Source organism: Erysipelothrix anatis (genome assembly GCF_009828745.1).
Lineage (GTDB): Bacteria > Bacillota_I > Bacilli_A > Erysipelotrichales > Erysipelotrichaceae > Erysipelothrix > Erysipelothrix anatis.
In genome coordinates this window covers 21,154-42,797 of record NZ_WTSX01000017.1, presented here as the reverse complement: position 1 = coordinate 42,797, position 21,644 = coordinate 21,154, and the positions used below count along the sequence as shown (strand labels likewise).

At 38.4% G+C, this 21,644-nt stretch carries 22 protein-coding genes; 11 read left to right on the top strand and 11 right to left on the bottom strand.

Translation table 11 applies throughout. The annotated features are described in order from the left end of the window. Nucleotides 1-169 precede the first annotated feature (169 nt). Genes GVV19_RS10320 through agaV form a run of 3 tightly spaced genes read right to left on the bottom strand, consistent with a single transcriptional unit; the run spans nucleotide 170 to nucleotide 2,395 of the window. On the bottom strand, nucleotides 170-1,096 hold the full coding sequence (locus GVV19_RS10320) for a PTS system mannose/fructose/sorbose family transporter subunit IID (protein WP_159634590.1): 927 nt from the start codon (nucleotides 1,094-1,096) through the stop codon (nucleotides 170-172). Continuing rightward, on the bottom strand, nucleotides 1,086-1,898 hold the full coding sequence (locus GVV19_RS10315; RefSeq protein WP_159634587.1) for a PTS mannose/fructose/sorbose/N-acetylgalactosamine transporter subunit IIC: 813 nt from the start codon (nucleotides 1,896-1,898) through the stop codon (nucleotides 1,086-1,088). Before GVV19_RS10315 ends, GVV19_RS10320 begins: the two co-directional genes overlap by 11 nt. A gap of 20 nt (nucleotides 1,899-1,918) precedes the next feature. Then, nucleotides 1,919-2,395, bottom strand: coding sequence for a PTS N-acetylgalactosamine transporter subunit IIB (gene agaV, locus GVV19_RS10310; protein ID WP_159634584.1), 477 nt, complete (start codon nucleotides 2,393-2,395; stop codon nucleotides 1,919-1,921). A 193-nt stretch (nucleotides 2,396-2,588) separates the two neighbouring features. On the opposite strand from agaV, the gene GVV19_RS10305 reads away from it, so the two are divergent. Continuing rightward, nucleotides 2,589-3,812, top strand: coding sequence for a helix-turn-helix domain-containing protein (locus tag GVV19_RS10305; protein WP_159639779.1), 1,224 nt, complete (start codon nucleotides 2,589-2,591; stop codon nucleotides 3,810-3,812). A gap of 25 nt (nucleotides 3,813-3,837) precedes the next feature. Here GVV19_RS10305 and GVV19_RS10300 read toward each other — a convergent pair whose 3' ends face one another. Genes GVV19_RS10300 through GVV19_RS10290 form a run of 3 tightly spaced genes read right to left on the bottom strand, consistent with a single transcriptional unit; the run spans nucleotide 3,838 to nucleotide 5,749 of the window. Continuing rightward, complete coding sequence (locus GVV19_RS10300; protein ID WP_159634578.1) at nucleotides 3,838-4,128, bottom strand: preprotein translocase subunit YajC; 291 nt, start codon at nucleotides 4,126-4,128, stop codon at nucleotides 3,838-3,840. Between the two features lie 11 nt (nucleotides 4,129-4,139). Then, nucleotides 4,140-4,574: a PTS galactosamine/N-acetylgalactosamine transporter subunit IIA gene (gene agaF / locus GVV19_RS10295; RefSeq protein ID WP_159634575.1), complete on the bottom strand. Its 435-nt coding sequence runs from the start codon at nucleotides 4,572-4,574 to the stop codon at nucleotides 4,140-4,142. Next, the gene (locus GVV19_RS10290; RefSeq protein WP_159647422.1) at nucleotides 4,574-5,749 is read right to left on the bottom strand and encodes an SIS domain-containing protein; all 1,176 of its coding nucleotides are present in this window, start codon (nucleotides 5,747-5,749) and stop codon (nucleotides 4,574-4,576) included. Before GVV19_RS10290 ends, agaF begins: the two co-directional genes overlap by 1 nt. A 172-nt stretch (nucleotides 5,750-5,921) precedes the next feature. Here GVV19_RS10290 and GVV19_RS10285 point away from each other — a divergent pair, with 172 nt between their 5' ends. After that, the gene (locus GVV19_RS10285) at nucleotides 5,922-6,374 is read left to right on the top strand and encodes a hypothetical protein (protein WP_159639775.1); all 453 of its coding nucleotides are present in this window, start codon (nucleotides 5,922-5,924) and stop codon (nucleotides 6,372-6,374) included. Nucleotides 6,375-6,441: 67 nt separating this feature from the next. Continuing rightward, nucleotides 6,442-7,254: a Cof-type HAD-IIB family hydrolase gene (locus GVV19_RS10280; protein WP_159647420.1), complete on the top strand. Its 813-nt coding sequence runs from the start codon at nucleotides 6,442-6,444 to the stop codon at nucleotides 7,252-7,254. A gap of 28 nt (nucleotides 7,255-7,282) precedes the next feature. Here GVV19_RS10280 and mutY read toward each other — a convergent pair whose 3' ends face one another. Further along, the gene (mutY, locus tag GVV19_RS10275; protein ID WP_236262344.1) at nucleotides 7,283-8,287 is read right to left on the bottom strand and encodes an A/G-specific adenine glycosylase; all 1,005 of its coding nucleotides are present in this window, start codon (nucleotides 8,285-8,287) and stop codon (nucleotides 7,283-7,285) included. Between the two features lie 399 nt (nucleotides 8,288-8,686). Here mutY and GVV19_RS10270 point away from each other — a divergent pair, with 399 nt between their 5' ends. Continuing rightward, nucleotides 8,687-10,027, top strand: a complete 1,341-nt coding sequence (locus GVV19_RS10270) for a polysaccharide deacetylase family protein (RefSeq protein WP_159647418.1) — start codon at nucleotides 8,687-8,689, stop codon at nucleotides 10,025-10,027. Between the two features lie 39 nt (nucleotides 10,028-10,066). Here GVV19_RS10270 and GVV19_RS10265 read toward each other — a convergent pair whose 3' ends face one another. Next, nucleotides 10,067-10,447 (bottom strand): DUF805 domain-containing protein, encoded by a 381-nt coding sequence (locus tag GVV19_RS10265; RefSeq protein WP_159639767.1) that lies wholly within the window; start codon nucleotides 10,445-10,447, stop codon nucleotides 10,067-10,069. A gap of 172 nt (nucleotides 10,448-10,619) precedes the next feature. Here GVV19_RS10265 and GVV19_RS10260 point away from each other — a divergent pair, with 172 nt between their 5' ends. Next, nucleotides 10,620-11,870, top strand: coding sequence for a hypothetical protein (locus GVV19_RS10260; protein ID WP_159639766.1), 1,251 nt, complete (start codon nucleotides 10,620-10,622; stop codon nucleotides 11,868-11,870). 9 nt (nucleotides 11,871-11,879) lie between these two features. Here the strand turns inward: GVV19_RS10260 and GVV19_RS10255 are convergent, their stop codons facing one another. After that, complete coding sequence (locus GVV19_RS10255) at nucleotides 11,880-12,509, bottom strand: prepilin peptidase (RefSeq protein ID WP_159647416.1); 630 nt, start codon at nucleotides 12,507-12,509, stop codon at nucleotides 11,880-11,882. A 63-nt stretch (nucleotides 12,510-12,572) separates the two neighbouring features. Next, nucleotides 12,573-13,817, bottom strand: a complete 1,245-nt coding sequence (locus GVV19_RS10250) for a hydroxymethylglutaryl-CoA reductase, degradative (protein ID WP_159647414.1) — start codon at nucleotides 13,815-13,817, stop codon at nucleotides 12,573-12,575. Nucleotides 13,818-13,928: 111 nt separating this feature from the next. Here GVV19_RS10250 and GVV19_RS10245 point away from each other — a divergent pair, with 111 nt between their 5' ends. From GVV19_RS10245 to GVV19_RS10230, 4 genes are all read left to right on the top strand, one after another. Continuing rightward, nucleotides 13,929-14,870 (top strand): L-lactate dehydrogenase, encoded by a 942-nt coding sequence (locus tag GVV19_RS10245; RefSeq protein ID WP_159634545.1) that lies wholly within the window; start codon nucleotides 13,929-13,931, stop codon nucleotides 14,868-14,870. A gap of 213 nt (nucleotides 14,871-15,083) precedes the next feature. Further along, on the top strand, nucleotides 15,084-16,895 hold the full coding sequence (gene typA, locus GVV19_RS10240) for a translational GTPase TypA (RefSeq protein WP_159647412.1): 1,812 nt from the start codon (nucleotides 15,084-15,086) through the stop codon (nucleotides 16,893-16,895). Nucleotides 16,896-16,917: 22 nt separating this feature from the next. Beyond that, nucleotides 16,918-18,072 carry a tRNA guanosine(34) transglycosylase Tgt gene (tgt, locus tag GVV19_RS10235; RefSeq protein ID WP_159634539.1) on the top strand — a complete coding sequence of 385 codons (1,155 nt, stop codon included), beginning with the start codon at nucleotides 16,918-16,920 and terminating at the stop codon, nucleotides 18,070-18,072. Between the two features lie 143 nt (nucleotides 18,073-18,215). Then, the gene (locus tag GVV19_RS10230) at nucleotides 18,216-19,523 is read left to right on the top strand and encodes a PTS sugar transporter subunit IIC (RefSeq protein ID WP_159647409.1); all 1,308 of its coding nucleotides are present in this window, start codon (nucleotides 18,216-18,218) and stop codon (nucleotides 19,521-19,523) included. Nucleotides 19,524-19,533: 10 nt separating this feature from the next. Here GVV19_RS10230 and GVV19_RS10225 read toward each other — a convergent pair whose 3' ends face one another. Continuing rightward, complete coding sequence (locus GVV19_RS10225; RefSeq protein WP_159647407.1) at nucleotides 19,534-20,352, bottom strand: MerR family transcriptional regulator; 819 nt, start codon at nucleotides 20,350-20,352, stop codon at nucleotides 19,534-19,536. Between the two features lie 83 nt (nucleotides 20,353-20,435). On the opposite strand from GVV19_RS10225, the gene GVV19_RS10220 reads away from it, so the two are divergent. Both GVV19_RS10220 and GVV19_RS10215 read left to right on the top strand, forming a co-directional pair. Continuing rightward, entirely contained in the window at nucleotides 20,436-21,062 is a 627-nt protein-coding gene (locus tag GVV19_RS10220; protein WP_159639761.1) for a YitT family protein, read from the top strand. Between the two features lie 76 nt (nucleotides 21,063-21,138). Then, entirely contained in the window at nucleotides 21,139-21,582 is a 444-nt protein-coding gene (locus tag GVV19_RS10215) for an NUDIX hydrolase (RefSeq protein ID WP_159634530.1), read from the top strand. Nucleotides 21,583-21,644 lie beyond the last annotated feature (62 nt).

The following is a 21,644-nucleotide window of genomic DNA, read 5'->3' as shown; positions in this document are numbered from 1 at the left end:
ACCCGTTTACGGGTAGCAAGAAATAGATGTAGATGGCAGACTACATTAGCGCTGTAAAGCGCAACTAGAAGTAAAGGGCTACGCCCGCATCTGAAAAACCACCAGCTAAGCTGGTGGATATTTATTTTTTTAGTATTTTTGAAAGGAGAGTTTCTGAAATACTATGTTTTTAGTTTTTTGGTTTCTCTACACCGTATTCATACCAGTTTAGAAGTGGGTTATAGCCACCAGGGATTGCTTCTCCTGTTTCAGGGTTAATAGCTTTTGAATCACCAGCTAAGATTCCTGTTGCAGTTCCACCAATACCGATTACTAATAATAGTACGATACATTTTGTAGGAGTCCAGTTACGTTTCTTGAGTAAGAAGTACATTAACATTGTTAAGAGTAATGGTAAGAGTTTTGGTAAAATTCCATCCATAATTTTTTGAACGTTTGTTACCATGTCACCATCAACAACTGAGATACGAATTTGTGTTCCACCGAAGATAGAAACCATCGCACCAACAATGAATACCCCAAGGATACCAGCTGCTCGTGTAAATTCTTTAGCATTTTCTGTAAAGACATCGATTGCTTGTGCACCAAGACGGTATGACATGTTCATTAACCAGAAACGAAGTGCAAATTGTACAGCGTTAAAGATTAATAAGAACAAGATTGGACCCATAATCTGTCCACCAATTGCCATATTAGCTGTAATACCAGCTGTAATAGGAACAAGTGTCATCCAGAATAGAGCATCACCAATACCTCCAAGAGGACCCATTGCAGCAACACGTACGGCACGGATTGTTGGGATATCAGCTTTGTTTTGTTCTAAGTTTAGAACAATACCCATAACAAATGTAACTAAGAATGGGTGAGTGTTGAAGAACTCAAGGTTATGCGTCATAGATGCTGAGAGGTCTTCTTTGTTAGTATGGATTTTTTCTAATCCAGGAAGAATTCCATAGAGCCATCCAGCTGCTTGCATACGCTCATAGTTAAATGATGCTTGCAAGAAGAGTGAACGCCAAACCATTTTGTTAAGAGTTTTCTTGTCCAGCGGTTGTGCTGGAGTTAAATCTTTGTAGTGTGTTACATTAGATTCCATCTTCTTCACCTCCACCGAATGTTGCATTTTGTGTTAATTTACGTAGTTTTGTATTTTGTTGGAAGTCATAGATAGCAATAGCGCCACCGATCATTGAAAGGATAAGCAATGCTGCTCCTGAAAGTCCAGGAACCATGTTGACGATTGTAGCAAATGCGAAACCAAGGAAGAAGAATCCCCATAGTTCGCCAGATAGCATAATCTTCATCAAGATACCGAAACCAACATATTTCATCATACCACCAGCAACATCAAGACCAGCCATTAACCAGCTAAGGTTATAGGAAGCTTCTGCTAATTGTTTACCGATAACTTGTCCTGATAACATTCCAAGTAAGACGATAAATGCGAAGAGTGATCCCAAGATTGCCATTGAGATAATGTTAACGCGTGTAATTCCTGCTGGGTTTGCGTCTTCAGCAGCTTTATCTGCTAATGCCATCATTGGTGACATTAATGTAAATGTCAATGTAACAGCATATTGTCCAAATAAAGCAAATGGAACTGCTAAACCAACAGCTGCATCAGGTGCCATATTTGATGAAATAGCAAACACAGTAGCCATGATACCACCGATAATTACGTTAGGTGGTTGTGCTCCACCAACTGGCATACTACCGATTGAGATTAATTGGTATGTACCACCAACAACCATTCCGGCCTTAATATCTCCAAGAATAGCACCAACAATTGTACATAATACGATTGGTTGGTAGAGGGATTCTAGGAAACTAAATTGGTCAATCGCTGCAATAAATGTAACGATCATTACGAGAATGATTGGAATAATTCCAAAATCCATAATCTTTTCCTCCTTGAGTATTATTTAAATAATTTAGCGACGTCTTCTGTACCTTCTTGAGGAACGCGTCGAATTTCAAGCTCAACTCCAAGTTCTTGGAGACGTTTGAATGCAGCAACATCGTTGTCATCAACTGCGACAACAGTTGCTACTTGGCGTTTCCCCTCCGCCATGTGCATGTTTCCGATGTTTACCTTTTTGATTGGAACACCGCCCTCAACAAGTGTTAAGACATCTTGAGGTGATTCGCAAATGATGAAAATCATTTGGCGATCAGATGCTTTGTGAATTGTATCAATTGTCTTTTGAAGTGACCAGTAACGTGTTTGTGCGTATCCTGGTGCAGCCATGTCCATAAGGCCTTGACGCATCTTGTTGGTAGAAACTTCATCATTAGCAACTAACAGTAAGTTAGCACCAATAACTCCCGACCATTGTGTTGCGACTTGTCCGTGGATGAGACGATTGTCAATTCGAGTTAATACGATATTTGGCATAATTCATGCTCTCCTTTCATACCCATAAGAGATGTAAGCGCTCTTATAGTGTAATATTACAATAGATAGGTACATTTTTATTTGCATTATTTTACATATCCTTTGCACTTTTGATTAATCGGCGGTAATTATTTAATGAAAAAGCACAATGTTGTATAATAGAGGCATAGAGAGAAGTTTAGGTAGGTGAATTATGTATTTAAAGACAACAAGTCCACAGTTTCTTAAATTTGGTTCGATTGCTGAAGAGCCGTCAGAATATGTATCACATCGTAGGATTATTGAAGGAAAAAATCCAGACTATCTAGAAGTAAGTGAAGTGCCAATTCGTATTGAGTTATTAGAAGGAATTGCGATTTTGGTAGTTCAAGAAGAGTTTGGAAGCCGCGAACAATTTGTTATCCACCGTCCAATTATGCTGAAAGAGAATACACCTTATACAGTCATTCCATTAACACAAAGCGTTGTTGTGGATTTCTCATATCAAACACCGATGGCTCAAGAGTTGAAACGGATCGATTTACCCAACCAGTTGGCGTATGAGCCGATTCGTCCAAAATTTGCTGTTACCGACATTTATTCATATTATTATAGTGTAAAAGGGAAGGACTATCACTTTGATGGCGAATCCCATTATTTCTGGGAATTAACGTATGTGGATACGGGAGAGTTAGGGGTTGAAGTGGATGGTGTTGAACATATCCTATCCAGTCAACAAATCATGCTTTATTTTCCAGGACAATTTCATAAACAATATATTCGAGGTGATAAATCGTCATCATACCTCACCATTATGTTTGATATGAACATTCGCACGAAGGATATGGCACATCTTAAAGATCGAATCATTGACTGTACTCCGGAGTTGTATCAATTGACGGATAAATTCATTCGCCACTCGACCATTATGGAGTCGCATAACGTACCATACTCGCGTGATCTCATGGTTTCATATCTTCAAGAATTAGTCATTCTTTTGATCCAACTTGAGAATCAAGATCAAACAAAAGTTACGACAAACAATCCAATTCAAGAAAACTTTGAAAATGAGTTAATGAATGAAATTAGTACTTACATTCATAATAATATTTTTGAACCCATCTCGGTGGAAGACATCTGCGATCAGTTTTCAATTAGCCGTTCAACCTTACAGGGTATTTTTAAGAAAAATCTCAATATGCCGCCGAAGCAGTATATTAATGAATTGAAAATGGCGAAAGCCCAACACATGATCTTAGAAGAACGCTATCCAATTACAGAAATTGCGTTAAAGCTTGGGTTTAGTTCAATCCACTACTTCTCACGTAAATTCAAAAAACGTTTTGGATTAGCACCTAGTGAATTCTCACAATCGATATACAAAGAATCCATTGAATCAATTACAGAAGAAAATAAATCAGAGCACAAAAAAAGCTGAAGTCGTGAAGACTCCAGCTTTTTTATTAACGATCTAAAATATTGGTAATGCTATACATTGCAATTTCGACTACAGTGTTATCACTGAGGCGTACTTTTGCAAAGATTTTTTCATCATCGGTACTTACAAGTTTTCCGACGAATCCACCAGCGAATACAATCTCTACCCCTGGTTTCAATTCATTAAGAATATCAGGCATACGGCTGTGTTGCTGCTTAATCTTACGCGCAGTTGTAATATAGTAAATGATTGCGAATGAAACTAAGAGCACTCCAACAGTTAAGCTTGAATATAAAACTACTGACATTGGTGTCATAGTTAGCCTCCCTAGATACCATCTCCATCAAAATCATCTTCTGATGTCTCTAAAACTAATTCAAAGAAATCTACTTGTGATGCGCCAGTTTCAACTAATGAACGTGAAAATGCTTGAACTTCAACATCACCCATTCGCATTAAACTTGCTTCTAACAACATCGCTAAGTTTGTTCCTGTTAAAACTTCAATGTTACTGAATGAAGCAGATAACATTGCTGATTCTTTAAACGGTGTTCCACCTTTTAAATCTGTGAACACTAAGACACCTTCGCCTGTATTAACACGTTCGATTGCTGCCTTTAAGTCTTCAGATAAAGTTTCCGGTGTTTTATCTTGGTTGAATGTTACAACCTCATATTGTTCTTGACGTCCAGCGATGAGTTCGACTGCTGATGTTAAACCAGAAGCAAATTCGCCGTGTCCTGTTACAACGATACCGATCATTATTTTGCGCCTCCATTATGATATGGATAAATGATAACCCCTTGAACAACACGGTTTACAAGTCCTGATGGCCATGGATTGTCTGGTGATTTATTCAACTTGATTGATTGGTACAGTGAGAAGATTTGAGCATACATCACCATATTTAAACCAACAAGGTCCATATTCATAGTTTCATTATATTCGATGACTTCGTAGACATCAACTAAGTCTTTAATTTGTGAATCGTGGCGTGTATCGACAACCATAATTTTGTTGCCTGCACGTTGTCCGCTCATTTCGCGAATTAAGTCGATTTGATATTTACGAACATATTCTGCTTCTTTCATGTAGATAACAGTTAAAGTTTTGTTGTTGACAATTGATTTAGGTCCATGACGGAAACCAAGTGGTGAGTTATGCATTGTTACTGTTTCACCAGCTGTAAGTTCTAACATTTTTAATGCACTCTCTTGGGCAAAACCGTTAAGGTCTGCATCTCCAAGATAAACGATACGGTCAAAATCAAAGCTATCAACTGTATCTTTAACAATTTGGAAACGATCGGATTCGATATGTTTTCCAACACGGACAACTTCTTTGACTGCATCTGTGTAGCTCTCTAATTTATCAATGTTGAATGATAGGTAAGCTGCAAGGAACATATTTGAGAAGCTGCTTGTCATAGCAAATGATTGGTCATTTGTTTCTTTTGGTAGTTTGATTGAGTAGATGTTTTCGTCATCACGTAACGCTAATTTACCTTCATGGTTACATGTAATGACTAAGTGTTTTGCATTCTTGTTGACTTCGTTCACAACATCAACTGCGGCAATGGATTCTGGTGAGTTTCCTGAACGTCCAAATGATACAAGTAATGTAGGGCGTGTTGGGTGAACATAGACTTCAGGAGTAACTACAATGTTTGTAGTTGCAACTGATTTAAAGTTGCGTCCATACGCTGCTTGAAGGATTGGTGCAAGTGAGTTTCCAACAAATTCACTAGTTCCAGCTCCTGTAAAAATAACATCAAAATCTTCTTGGCCTGTAACTTGGTTGATGAACGCTTCAATATCAGAACGTTTTGAAGTTACGATGTCCAAAGTCTTCAACCATGTTTCAGGTTGTTGTGCAATTTCATTTGCCGTGTGGAAACCAGCAAGTGCTTCCCAGTGGGCTTTATCTTGTTTAAACATATACAAATCTCCGTTTCTTATATTTTTTATCATCTTCATTATAGGATTGGAAAGGGTGTGCCTCAACCAAATTGGTTAAAGATGCAAAAAGCAAACTGAAAAAGACAAATGAATTGGTGCTACACTATAAAATATAAGGTAGAATAGGTATATAGAGACGGAGAATCATCGAATGGCAAAAACAGAAGAAACTATGTTTATTGATTTTTTTAATAAGAATGTATATCTTGTCCCCAAAGATAAAGAGGCACTTGCAAAGGTATTTCAGAGCCGTTTTGCAATTACTTTAGCACTTGCAGTTGTTGTGAATGGCCTGTTTTTTGATACACCTGCATCCATGGTGTTCGGTCTTGCGACACTCATTATAATGGAAATCATTTATCGTAAACGTTTTTTACAAGGGCTTACGATTGTACCAAAAGAACGTTTTGTGATGAATGATAATCTAAAACCACAAGCATTGATGATGAATATTGGTTTGTATGCATTGTTCGGCGTTCTGCTAACATATTATGCATTAACAGGCGTTACACAAGAAGCATCAAAGTGGGGCCTTCTTGCCTTAGGTGTTGGGTCCCTAGGTTTGAGTGGAACCTATTTGCTGACATATTTATCAAGTAAATAATCATGGGAAACCATGATTTTTTTTATATGCAAAATAAGCTATAATAGATGCATTATGTGGAGGATCTATGGAACATATTAAAATAATCGTTACAGATATTGATGGTACACTAATTTCGTCCGATGGAACACTGGATGAGACTACAAAAAAAGCTTTGATTAAGGCTCAACAAAAGGGAACGCGTGTTGTTTTAGCGTCGGGAAGACCGACAAGCGGTATGCTTCCACTTGCAGCCGAACTCGATCTTGCAAACTTTGGTGGCATGATTGTTTCTTATAATGGTAGCAAGGTTTTAAATCCAGCAACGGATGAAGTTCTCTTTCATCAACCACTATCTCATGAAGAAGTGCTTTCAATTATTGATCACCTGGAACAATTTGACGTCAGTATGATGTTTGATGACGGGACATTCTTGTATACGAATAATGAAGATGGTTATATGGTTCAACACGAAGCAGAAATGTGCTATCTGAAGCTCAAACCCATTAAAGATTTACGTGAAGCCGCAACATTTACCCTTAGTAAAGTTTTGGTGAGTGCTACACCTGAGTATCTTCAGGAACACCACGACGCCCTTATTGCACCATTTTCAGGAAAACTCAATTGTGTTTTCTCCGCGCCATTTTACCTTGAGTATACAGCGCAAGGGATTGATAAAGGAAATGCACTAGCGCAAGCATTAGAACCTTTAGGATACCATCCTGATGCGATGATTGGGTTTGGCGATGGTCATAACGATAAATCGTTCTTATCCTATGTTGGCCATGCTGTCGCAATGGGGAATGCAGTCGATGCAGTTAAAGATATGGCCCATTTTGTGACCCGTTCAAACGATGAATCGGGAATAGCCTATGCCCTTGAAACGTTAAAAATAATTTAGAAAAGAGTTCACCAATGGTGAACTCTTTTTATAATATCTTCTGATTTTGGAGAATCTTGCGATGAGCCGTCACGAGAGGATAAGTGTCCACAATTTCTTGAAGAGGCACAAAGAACCAATTGTGATCTCCAATGTCTAACGAATCAACGTGATAAGCTTCAATATTCCAATGCAAATGAGAAAACTTATGGACAAGAGTTGTGACAGGTTTCAAATCTTGGTGACCATCAATTTGTGGTAAACGGAAGAGACCTTCCATTAAACCATCATCGTGCTCATTCGAAATAAGCAATTTTCCATCTTTAACGAGGATAAAGACTGATTTATCATACGCTTTCACAGGTTTGCTTTTGGGTATAAAGGGAACCTGACCCACGACTTCTCCACGCCAACAAGCGCACATTTCCTCAAAAGGACACCCTTCGCAGTTTATGTTACTAGGAGTACATACAAGGGCCCCTAACTCCATTAATGCTTGATTGAATTCGTTAGGATCCGCACCATCCTTAATAAGCTCTTCTTTAAGAAACGCATCAAAGACCTTATGGGCTGCTCGTGCATTTACGTTCTCGGTATAATTAAGATATCGTGCCATGACACGCTTGACGTTACCGTCAATCACTATTTCCGGCAAACTAAAAGCAATTGAGGCAATCGCACTAGAAGTGTAGTCACCAATGCCAGGAATACTCATAAGTGCCTGTTTATCCGCGGGCAGAACACCGTCAAAATGTTCCACAACAAACTGTGCCCCGGCATGTAAGTTACGAGCACGGCGGTAATAACCCAATCCCTCCCACATTTTGAGAATTTCATCAATATCAGCTGCTGCTAAAGCTTGAACAGTTGGATACTTCGCAACCCATTTTTCATAGTAAGGGAGCATCGTTGCAATTTGTGTTTGTTGAGCCATGATTTCACTGACCCAAATTTTATAGGGATCACGCTCACGACGAAACGGTAAGTCTCGTTTATTTGCGCGATACCATGTTATTAATCTATCTGTAAATGTCATGCGTATAGTATAGCCCATATTCGCGACTTTGGGTATTTGAACGCAAAAAAAGAAATGGACGGGAACCCATTTCTTTTAAGAGAGATAGTGCGTAACATCGTAGTGGTCTTCATAAGTGGTTAAGAAGGAAATTATGAAGTCATCTACGACGGATGCAGTAACAACTTATCTATTATTTGAAGTTGTTACTAACATAATACCTTTTTGTAAATAAAAAATCAACCAATTACCATCGATAACATTATGTGTAATTTTGGTATTTGACTATATTGTAAAGATAATGTGAAGAAACCTAACACTACCGGAAGAGTTCATGAAATGATGGTGAACTCCCGAAAATTTCAAAAGATAATCAATTGGAAGGGGTTAGATTTAAACGATGAGTGTGATAGGATTATTAAGAAGAGGTAAAGATAAATGGCAAAGCGAAGACGTTATAAAATTAATTATAAATTTGCGATTCCTTTTGCATTATCAATCCTACTTGTAGTAGGTTTAGGAATATATATTATAAGTGGTATGTTTCCCAAATATCCAAGTCATTTAAAGAATGTGGATACAGATAATAAGCAAATTGGAACCCAAGTTAAGGATTTAAAATCAATGGATCAAGGATATTTTGCGTATCATTATCCAAAGACGGGATACAAATCTGCAGATACATTTGTGGACAATGTGCTTACAAATACCCAAACTCGAAACCAAGAGGTGTTTACCGACAGTGAACGAACCGATGTCGAATTTCTCCAAGACTACGCGGTATCGACGTATAAAGATAAATATTTGAGTGTTACATTCTACCAACAACTTGATGGTGCACTCACCAATGTGGAAAGTCGTGTTTTTGACATGAATTCAGATACGGAAGTAAGTCCCAAAGATCTGCTCGTTGACAAAGCAGATCGAAAGGTCATGAGTGACTACCGTAAGATTTTAGAACCAGTAATGCCGCGTGATCAAGTTATTGCATCATCGACGTTGGATGGGAAAACAAATTGGCTGCTCAACGATCAGAAAATGTGTCTGTTTTCGAATGATCGTAAGGTCGAGTACGATTTAAAAGAGTCTGCCCATTTCTTTGATGAACCACCGTTTGAGACTGATAAAACTGCAGCCGATGTTCCATCAGCCTACCTTGATCAAGGAATCGATGGCAATGAGAAATTGATTGCTTTCACATACGATGATGGACCACATGGTGATAATACCTTGGCATTAATCGATTTGTTTGCAACGTATAATGGAAAAGCGACATTCTTTACAGTGGGGAGTCGTGTAGGAAGTTACCCAGACATTGTGAAACAAATTCTTGATTCAGGAAATCAAATAGCGAGTCATACTTTTTCACATCCAAATTTGAATAAAGCGACTCCAGAGCAAATCCAGCAAGAAATTGCGAGTACAGAGCAAGCAATCCGCGATGCTTCGGGATATGATGGTCAAATCATGGTCCGCCCACCATACGGGAATGCTAATGAGTATGTTCGTGAAAATTCAAATGTCACATTTATTAACTGGTCAATTGATTCAAATGACTGGCGTTATAAAGATGGCAAATCAGTTTGCGATACAGTTGTGGAATATGCGCATGATGGTGGAATTGTTCTCATGCATGATCTGTATTCAAGTACTGTTGAAGGAACTAAGTGTGCGCTCGAAAAATTATCGGCTGAGGGTTATAAATTTGTCACGGTCGAAGAATTACTCGAATCACGTAACATCCCAATTGAACCAAAGAAAATTTACTATAGAACATAAAAAAAGGCACTTGACGTAGGTCGAGTGCCTTTTAATCTACTAGAATGTTGTTTCTTGTGAGTTGTTTGGGTAACCATAGTTGTTCATGTGGTCATCACCAGGACTTACTAAGAAGAAGATAAATACGAATTGACCAATAACTGGAATCATATTTACGAGTAGGTACCATGCAGATTTATTTGTGTCATGTAGACGACGAACTTGCATCGAGATTGTTCCAATGAAAATGATGGCTTGAATAACGATGATAGCTGCGCCCAAGAGTGTAGGTAATTTAACAATTAATCCAATTAAACCAACAGCAACGCCAAAGAGTGCTGCAAAGAGATAAATGTATAAGATTGTAAACCAGAATTCACGACGTGATGTGCGACCGTCCATGATTGCCATGTTAGCTACAAATTTCTTTAAATAGTTCATAAGTTTTCCCCCTTTATTGTCCTATTCTATAATATCTACGAACAGAAAAACAGTAATATGTATACAATATTTGAAAATTTATGAGAATATGAGAGTGTGTATCGAAAATGTACATGCGTTTTTCGACGACGAGGCTATATTTCAGTGTTATAATAAAGCAAAGAGGTATTGTATGAAACATGTGTTTTCACGGGAAGAAAAATCAGTTTTATGGATACAGATACTCGTGTCTGTAGTTTTAATCGTAATAGGGGTACTTTTTATTTATCGTGATAATCTCATGTGGTCACTCATTTATCTCGCTATCCGTATTGCATTAATTGCTTCGTTTGTGGTTTCGATTTATCAAAGTATCCGAAATCGGAATATCTTCAATGGGTTAATTGGTTTAGGTGCACTGGGTCTATTTATATTGCTGGGACTGACGGAGTACCTCTATATCGAGATCATTGCAATTATTTTTGGGATGTGGGCAATGTTTAATGCAGCAGTCCACGGACTTGAACTTTATGTCAAAATTAAGGACAACGAACCCGGAAAGTTTGGAAAAATTATTGCGTTTCTAATTTCATTTGGCATGGGTTTATTACTGATTTTCAGTGGTGTTGAAAACCGTTTTATTATTAATTTACAAGTTGGATCATACATTATTCTATATGGTATAGTGGAGGGATTTTCGGCAGTTCAAGTTCTTTTCCGTAATAAAATCAAGATTAGTTTTTCCTTGCCAGTCTTTTTTGCTGCATTAATTCCGAATTTTTTAATAAAGAGTATTAATCGTATTGAGTTGGAAAATCCTGGCAGTTTTTCGAGCGAGGTTGAGCCCTCAACGGGTACAATGTTATCCGTATACCTTTATGCTAAAGATGAAGGACATAGTCGAATCGGCCACCTTGATATAGGATATCGTGGCAGTATTTATTCTTATGGTGCCCATGATAACTTCAACCGTGCAAAATCAATGGCCTATGGCGACGGTGTCATGATTATTGGAAGTGAGAAAGATTTTGTCCAATATGCAGTCGATACGGGCACAACAGTCTTTCGTTTCTTTATTCATTTAACACAAGAGCAAGCGAGTCAAATAGAAGCACGTATTGATACAATTCTTGAAGATGCGTTTTATTATGATTACCCATATCAACAAGATACAGAAGGCGAAAACTATCTAACACGACTCCGTCAAGCAAATCTAAAAGTAGATTTCTATAAGTTTAAGCGCGGAAAGTTCAAAACATACAACGTGTTTACGACCAATTGCGTTCTGGTTGCTGATCAAATTATTGAATCAAGTGGAATGCGATTAATACAAATAAGTGGTGTGGCAACTCCCGGGGCTTATTATGAGTATCTTGAAAGCCAACTAAAAAAACCTGGATCTGGTGTAATTCAGAAAAAAATATATACATCAAAGAGCTCGTAAGAGCTTTTTTTATGGGAATCCAAACCAAATTGGTGCGTCAAAAAGTAAGGTCATAACGAACCCAAAAGTGATAAATGGAACAAAGGGGATAGCATCTTGCAGCGATCGTCGCCCCATCACAATTAACAAAATAGAAACACACGAAGCACTTATCACCGCGATCGCAAGTGTTATGTAAAACGAAAGTACATTTAAGTAAGTCGCACAAATAATAAGTAAGATAACATCGCCAAAACCGAGATATTCTTTGTGTCTTAAACCTATCAATGTTAGCGGAACAACACAGACTAACAAGAAAAAGTGATTTTGGGTCAGTGGATTTAGCCAACGCTGAAGTAGTGCTAAAATTAAGCAGATTATTAAGTGGTGATTCGATATACAACAGGTGTATGTATCAATTAAACTCATCAACAACAGAAGCGATATAAACAAACCGTGGACAATTCGAAGCATCGTTGGGAGTTCCATTTGCATCAATTGTCGAAAAATAATGTAGTGATTGAAAACCATAAAAATAAAGACAGAGACGCGCCGTTGGCCATATTGATTACTTTTGATTGCATCAATAACGCGAAATCCCCAGCACCATATTAAAAATGTCAGTAGTACACAAAAAATAGAAGTTAATATAGAATACATCAATTTCACCTCTATCTTTTAAATAGGAAGCGTGCGCTATAAATCCTATAAAAAAGATAGAGATTACTCTCTACCTTCATATTTTGAAACAATTTTATGAGCTGCTTCAAGATTCATGGGTTGGGTTTGTGTCAGTTCAGTCACGATTGCATCGAGATGTTCAGCGAGAGCCCCAGCTTGTAATGCGAGCGACCGGGCATGCAGTGCCATGTGACCTTTTTGAATGCCGTCAGTAGTTAATGCGTAAATGGCAGCGAAGTTTTGTGCAAGGCCGACACTTGCGATCATCATCATGAGGTCTTGAGCATTCTCGAATTTCATAATTTTACGTGCTAATTGTGCTTTAGGGTGAATACCCATTGAGCCGCCAACAGCGCCAATGGGCATGGGTAAGGTTATGGAACCGAGGATATCACCATTATCTGCTATAGACCATTTAGTTAAGGGTTGATATGTGCCTGAAAGTGAAGCATAGCTATGGACTGCGGCTTCGATTGCACGCCAATCATTCCCACTTGCCAAGACGACAGCATCAATACCGTTCATAATCCCTTTATTATGTGTTGCTGCTCGATATGGGTCTACCATCGCAAGATCGGATGCCTGTTTAATGCGTGAGGCAATGAGATCAGAATGTTTAAGCGTATCTGGATTCAAACGTACGGAAGCATGAACAACGGATTCCGTTGTTAGGTTTGATAAAATCCCCATTAAGGCTTCTGTTGCGAATGTTTCGGCTAAGTAACTCTTAACGGCCTCAAGCATAGTATTCATCATATTTGCACCCATTGCCTCTTGCGTGTCTACAATTAAATAGACAATCAGGAAGTGTGTTTTATCGGGATTCATCACATACTTGGTTTCTATTTTGTGAAGACCGCCACCCCTTTTCACAATAGATGGGTAAGCAGTGTGTGCAATATGCTGTAGTTCTGAGAAATTATTCTCAACAAATTCCATCATTTCTTGTGGGTTTTTTGGATTAGCAAATGCAATTTGACCACGCATGAAACGACTTTCTACATGACTTGTTATACCACCATTACGTTGGAATATCTTTGCGGCATTACTCGCAGCAGCAATCACTGATGGTTCTTCTGTGACCATTGCCATCACAACATCTTTTCCATTGATTAGAAATCCAGGAGCAACTCCCATTGGAAGTTCATAGGCTGTAATTGCATTTTCAATCATATTGTCGTAAACAGATTCCGGTAAAGGCGTATCCAAGGACTCATCGTAACGATGGTCTTGAGCAAGGACAGCTTTCCGAGCTGCGATATCTTTCTTATAAAACTTTGTATACATGTGAATCACCTCATAGATTAAGAATAACTTATCACGATGAAAATGCAAGCAAACTCTACCGCTTCTTAACGCAGTTTTGGTATGATGAAGACAGACAAAAGGAGAGATTCTATGAAAGCAAATAAAGTTTCAATAATTGGTGCAGGTTTTGTTGGTTCAACCACTGCATTTGCGTTAATGAATAGTAATGTCGTATCCGAAATTGTAATTGTTGATATCAACAAAGATAAAGCGAAAGGTGAAGCAATGGATCTGGATCAAGGTCAAGTATTTGTTTCTCCCGTAAAGGTTGTTGCTGGTGACTATCCAGAAACAGCAGGATCCGATATTGTAATTATCACTGCCGGTTTGGCACAAAAACCTGGTGAAACACGGATTGATCTTGTAAACCGTAATATTGAGATCTATAAGCAATTAATTCCAAGTATTGTTGAATACAATCCAGATGCTATCCTCTTGGTTGTCTCAAATCCAGTAGATATTTTGGCACAAATAACCTACCAACTTTCAGGCTTCCCAGCGAATCGCGTGATTGGTTCAGGTACAGTTCTTGATACCGCACGCTTCCAATCAATTTTAGCAAACAAGTTTGCTGTCGATCCTCGTAATATCCATGCGAATATTATTGGTGAACATGGTGATAGTGAGATTGCAACATGGTCACTCGCAACCATTGCTGGACTTACAATCGAGCAGTATTCACGCAATATGAACATTGAGTTTAATGACGCGATGCGTGATCAAATTACGCATGATGTTAAAACGGCTGCGTACGAAATTATTGATCGTAAAGGTTATACCAATTATGCGGTTGCACTTGCCGTTACGCACATTGTTAAAGCAATTCTTCGTGATGAAAAATCAATCTTAACCGTTTCCTCATTACAAAGTGGTGATTATGGAATCGAAGATGTTTATATTTCAGTACCAACAGTTGTGGGTCGTCAAGGAGTTCTTAATACCGTTGAAGTTCCATACAGCACAAACGAAGTGTCGGCACTTCGAGAATCTGCAGATATGCTTAAAGAAATTATCAACCAATCAAATCTATAAAGTATACGAATAGTCCGCCGTCATGGTGGGCTATTTTCGTAGTAAAGCACAGGTGCAAATGTTAACGATGGGTGATGAACACGAGAAAAACAGAGCAAATTGCTTGAAAATGGAACTTTTTTCGTCTGTAAACGCACTCATGATTGCATTTTCTACACTTTTACTACGAATTCGTGTATAATAGACCAGTTGTAGAAAAGGAAAATGTAATATATGAAAAAAATAATAAACATAGCAGTTATTGCTCACGTTGACGCTGGTAAAAGTACACTCGTAGATGCGATGTTAAAGTCCGCAGGTGTATTTCATGAGAATCAAGTGGTCGTGGACCAAGTTATGGATAGTGATGATATCGAGCGTGAGCGTGGTATTACAATCTATTCCAAAAACTGTAGTGTCGAATATGGCGACATTAAAATTAATATTGTGGACACTCCTGGCCATGCTGACTTCTCAAGTGAAGTTGAACGTATCATCAAAACGGTTGATACAGTTATCTTAATTGTTGATAGTGCAGAAGGACCAATGCCACAAACACGTTTTGTTCTAAACAAAGCGCTTGAAAATGGTTTAAAACCAATCTTACTAATTAATAAAATTGATAAACAAGACCGTCGTGTTGAAGAAGTCATTGAAGAAGTTTACGAACTCTTTATGGACCTTGATGCAACCGACGAACAACTTGAATTCCCAATTCTTTACGGAATTACGAAAAAACAAATTGTTCAAAAATCATTAGATCAAGATGCAACAAACATTAAAGATCTCTTTGACACAATTGTTGAACACACACCACTTTATCCAGATTACGATAATGATCCACTTCAATTCCAAGTATCATCATTAGCTTATGATGAATATGTTGGACGTCTTGGAATCGGTCGTATTACTAAAGGACAAGTTAAAAAAGGACAACAAGTAGCTGTTGTTGATAATGATGGAAACGTTAAACGTCAATCAATTTCAAAAGTATATGTCTACGAAGGTCTAAAACGAGTGGAGACACAAGTTGCATACGCTGGTGACATCGTAATGGTTGCTGGTATTGATGATATCTCAATCGGTAACACATTAAACAATGTTGATCACATTGATCCATTACCACCAATTATTATCGAAGAACCAACATTGTCCATGAACTTCATGGTTAATGCATCACCATTTGCAGGTCGTGATGGAAAATACGTAACATCTCGTAACATTAAAGAACGTCTTGAAAAAGAACTCGAAGTTAACGTGGGATTACGCGTTGATGATACGGGGTCAGCAGATTCATTCAAAGTCTCTGGACGTGGAGAACTTCACTTATCAATCCTTATTGAAAACATGCGTCGTGAAGGATACGAACTGGCAATTTCAAAACCACAAGTTATCACACAAATGATCGATGGCAAAAAACATGAGCCAATTGAAACTGTAATCATTGAAGTGCCAGAAGCATATTCAGGAACAATGATCAGCCAAATTAGCCTTCGTCAAGGGGAAATGACTGACATGACTGAAGACCGTGGTATGGTTAAACAATACTGGCGTGTTCCAACACGTGGTTTAATTGGTTTCCGTGGAGACTTTATTAACTCAACACGTGGTGAAGGTACAATGGTCCGCCAATTCTTCGGTTACGAACCATACAAAGGTGCTATCCAACAACGTCAAAACGGTTCAATGGTTTCAACAGAACAAGGTGTTTCGATGGCATACTCAATCTTTAACTTACAAGAACGTGGCCAATTCTTTATTGGTGCACAAACAGATGTCTATGAAGGAATGATCGTCGGGATTGCCGCACGTGATACCGACATGGATGTTAACCCAACAAAAAACAAAAAACAAACAGCGATTCGTAGTTCAGGACGTGATGAAGCCATGAAGCTTACACCACCAATCCAACTAACGCTTGAATATGCACTTGAGTTCATTCGCGATGATGAATTGGTTGAGGTTACACCTCTAAATATTCGTCTACGTAAACGTTTCTTAAAACCACACGAACGTAAAGCTGCAATCCGAAACGTCCAAGAATAATTAATGAGAGAGGTGTCGTACTATGGCATTGGATAACCAACCACTAAAATATACGTTGCTGAAAACTGAAAAAGATACAGGTGCCCGACTCGCATCCATTGAAACGCCACACGGCGTTGTGCAAACGCCAATGTTTATGCCGGTCGGAACACTTGCAACTGTTAAATTTTTATCACCTGAAGATTTGTACAATATCAATTCACAAGTAATCTTGAGTAATACCTATCACCTATGGCTTCGCCCTGGGTCCGATATTGTTAAAGAGGCAGGTGGATTGCATAAATTTATGAATTATGACGGACCAATCCTCACAGATAGTGGTGGATTCCAAGTCTTCTCTTTAGGGAAAATTCGTAAAATTGTTGAGGAAGGCGTTCATTTTAAGAACCATCTTAACGGCGATGCCCTCTTCTTAACTCCAGAAATTTCAATTCAAGTTCAAAATGATTTAGGAGCAGACATCATCATGAGCTTTGATGAATGTCCTCCATATCCTGCAACTTACGAGTATATGAAAGAAAGTATCGAGCGAACAGTTCGCTGGGCGAAACGTGGCCAAGAAGCACACCAACGTCCGCATGACCAAGCCCTCTTTGGGATTTGCCAAGGTGGAGAATTCTCTGATCTTCGCGAATGGCATGCAAAACAACTCGTTGATATGGACTTCCCAGGTTACTCAATTGGGGGAACCAGTGTTGGTGAACCTAAAGATGTAATGTATAAAATGATTGAAGATACAATCAAACACTTACCAGAAGACAAACCACGATACCTAATGGGTGTCGGAAGTGTTGATGGATTGTTTGAAGGTGTGTTGCGCGGTGTTGATATGTTTGACTGTGTTTTACCAACACGTATCGCACGTCATGGTGCTGCGATGACAAGTGTCGGTCGTATCAACATGAAGAGTGTAAAATATGAACGTGATTTCTCACCACTCGATGCAAATTGTGATTGTGAGGCATGTACTAAATACTCTAAAGCCTACTTACGTCATTTAATGCGTACAAACGAAGGTCTTGGAATGCGTTTATTATCAATCCATAACTTACGTTACTTATTAAAACTAATGGAAGATATTCGAGAAGCAATTAAAGACGATCGTCTCCTTGCACTTCGTGATGAAGTCTATGAAGCGTATGGAATTGCGGATGGAAGTAACACTTCTGGTTTCTAATTCAGAAAAAAGCTTTGACACAATATGTCGAAGCTTTTTTATTGTTAATAGAAGGGAGAATACCCATATATTGAAAACGCATACATATTTGTATTGAATCCAATGAATATAATGTTATAATGTTTTATATAGGAGGATTCACTATGAATGCATTAATGACATTTTTGGAAGCCAAGATTATGCCCTATGCGACACGAATTAGTGGACAGCGCCACATGTCCGCAATCCGTCACGGTATTATCGCCACCCTTCCGTTAACGATTGTAGGATCGTTTTTTACAATTTTGCTGAATATTCCCGTACCCGAAATTGCTGCGGTCATCGAGCCGTACAAAGCAATGCTTGATATTCCCTTCCGTTTTACTGTCGGAACGATGTCACTATATTGTACGTTTACCATTGCCCAGCATTTAGCAGGTACCTACCAATTGGATAAAGTATCAACAGGACTACTTGCTGTCTTGGCCTTTCTTATTTCGACAGTTGTTCCTGTTCATGTCACACAAGCTGTTGATGGTGTGATTGGTTCAGGTCGTTACATCAATATCGGAGCATTAGGTTCATCATCATTGTTCGCAGCAATTGTTACTTCGATAATTACTGTCGAGATTTTCCGTTATATGAAAGCAAAAGATTGGACGATAAAAATGCCTGATGGCGTTCCACCAGAAGTCGCGAATTCATTCATTGCGCTACTCCCAACAGCTGTGGTAATTCTATTCTTCTGGACGATACGCTATCTCTTAGGCTTTGATATTAATGGTTTCCTCACAACCATCCTAATGCCGTTGAAAGGCCTATTAACAGGAAATAGTTTAATTGGAGGGTTACTAACGGTATTCTTAATTTGCATCTTTTGGGTAATGGGAATTCATGGTCCGGCAATTCTAGGTCCCATTATTCGTCCATTTTGGGACATGTCGATTGCCGAAAATATGGAAGCATTCACTAATGGTGTACCTGCATCCCAACTCCCCAATATATTTACGGAGCAATTTATTCAATGGTTTGTATGGATTGGTGGGTCGGGAGCAACGTTGGCACTTGTTGTTCTCTTTATGTTCTCAAAATCAAAATATTTGAAGCAATTGGGAAAACTGTCGATTCTTCCGGGACTCTTCAACATTAATGAACCAATTATTTTTGGAGCTCCAATTGTTATGAACCCAATTCTTGCGATCCCATTTATTGTGGCTCCATTGGTTATGACGACAGTTTCATACATCTTCTTGAAACTTAATTTGATTCCGATGATGGTTGCGAAGTTACCGTTTACTGTCCTCTCGCCAATTGCTGCATGGATTAGCACTGATTGGACAATAATGGCAGCTATCCTAGTAATCATAAACTTCATAATCTCGTTGCTCATATACTATCCATTCTTTAAAGTATTTGAGAAACAACAGCTAGAACGTGAGCTTGAAGCAATTACGGAAACATCAGAACAATAAAAAACCGCTATTAGGCGGTTTTTTTATCGTTTAATTTTAATTGTACCTCAGTTAAAAACTCGGACTCATTTTGAGTGTAGCGGTTATCGATACGATAAATTTCAAAAGGACGATTGTCGGATGTATAGCCGTGCTCATGTGCAACATTAATAATTTTCTTCAAATTCGCAACACTCTGCTTATACGACCCTTGATAGAAAATAGAAATGTAGGTACCCGCTGGAAGGATAAAGTCATAATCGTCGGTTTCTTCATCACCAATAAAAAATACCGATTGCATGGTATTTATGATTCCTTGATTTGCATCATCATAGGAAGGGATGGCACCAATCTCTAAGTCACCCAATTCATCCAATTCTTCTTGGTGCTTCCTATGTAGTTGTTTGATCACAAAATCAGTTTCTTCATCACTTCGCATTTGTGATTCGAGTTCGTAACCGTAGCGAATTGGATACTCTTTGATGGTGATCGTGGCGGTGTCTAAATGACGGTAAAAGCGTAGCATATCACTCCGATAGTTTAGAGATTCATAGATTTCATTTAGTTTTGATATTTCCGTTTGGACGCGTTCTTTCTCGGTTTCGTAGAGTGTAATTGTATGACTGAGTGAAAAAGCATCTAAATAGTCTTTAATCTGTTCAGTGGAAAAATCTAAGGCCAAGAGGTCGCGAATGATGTTGAGAATGAAAATATCATTAAGAGAATAATAGCGATAATTGTTGTCGCCGCGTTGCGGTGCAATCAGTCCTTTAGTTTCATAATAGCGAATGGAATCAACACCAATACCATATAACTGCGAAATTTCTTTGATCGTATAAAGTTGTTTCATGGGTATCCTCCAAAGTTCTTTGTTTGACTCTAGTATAGTACTAGGGTTTAGAATGGTCAATATATAGAAAAAGGAGAAATACAATGTTTCGCAATAAAGAAAATAGGAAGACTGTTGGGGCAATGTTACTAGGATCTCTGATCCTATCATTCGGTCTTTATAATATTCACCAACCCCTACAAATCACCGAAGGTGGAGTTATTGGTGGGATTCTACTCATCAACCACTGGACAGGGATTAACGCTTCCTACATTTCCTTTGCATTGGATCTATTGTGTTATGCCTTTGCATTCAAATTCTTAGGTCTCGATTTCATTAAAAAATCGGTGATCACATCATTTTTTGTTGCTGCATTTTTAAGAATGTGGGAACTTCAACCTCCATTAATTACCCATCTATTTACGAATCAGTTCGTCGCTGCAATCGCTGCAGGAATGTTTGTAGGTATTGGGGTCGGGATTATTGTTAGAAGTGGGGGATCGAGTGGTGGTGATGACGCACTTGCACTCATCATCTCTGAACGTACAGGTTGGAAACTTGCGAAAGCGTACATGATTACAGATTTTTCAGTGCTAATACTATCATTGTCGTATATTCCGATGTCGCGAATAGTTTACTCATTAATCACGGTAACAGTGTCATCAGTTTTAATTGATATGATTAGTACCTACCGTGTTCAACCTATCAAAACAACAATTCCCCAAACTTAGTGAGATTGTGTGTTAGTACTTATTTCGCTCAAATTACACATAAATAATGCATAATGGATTTACGGAGGTGGTAACGATGTCCAAAAAATTCAGACAAACGCAGACCCCAAAAGTAGTGCCAATTGCAACGTTATTGGCCGTAGATAAAGAAGGAAATGTCCTTCTCGCAAAAAACGAACGAGGGGTATATTCGCTACCCAATATAGAATTAAAACAAAAGCAAACATTAGAAAATTCAGTACGTATGGATATGAAAGACGTGCATAATTTGGAAGTAGGAACATTATCATTGATGAATGTGTACTCAGATTCCGAGTTTAGCCCAAGTAAGTGGCTCGTAGAAGTTCATACAATTTACTATACTGAAGATTTTGAACCCAATGGCAGTCAGACCTTTTATCCAATGTATGACGTTCCAGAAAACATAGATGCTTTTTCAAAACGTGTTATTTGCAAGTATTATGACGATGTACAAAAATCATTCATGGACTATATTCGAGTCCATGGCGACTTATACTAAATCCAAAAGCTCGTGGTTCATAAACCGCGAGTTTTCTTTTGTTAAAGATTTGACAATAAATT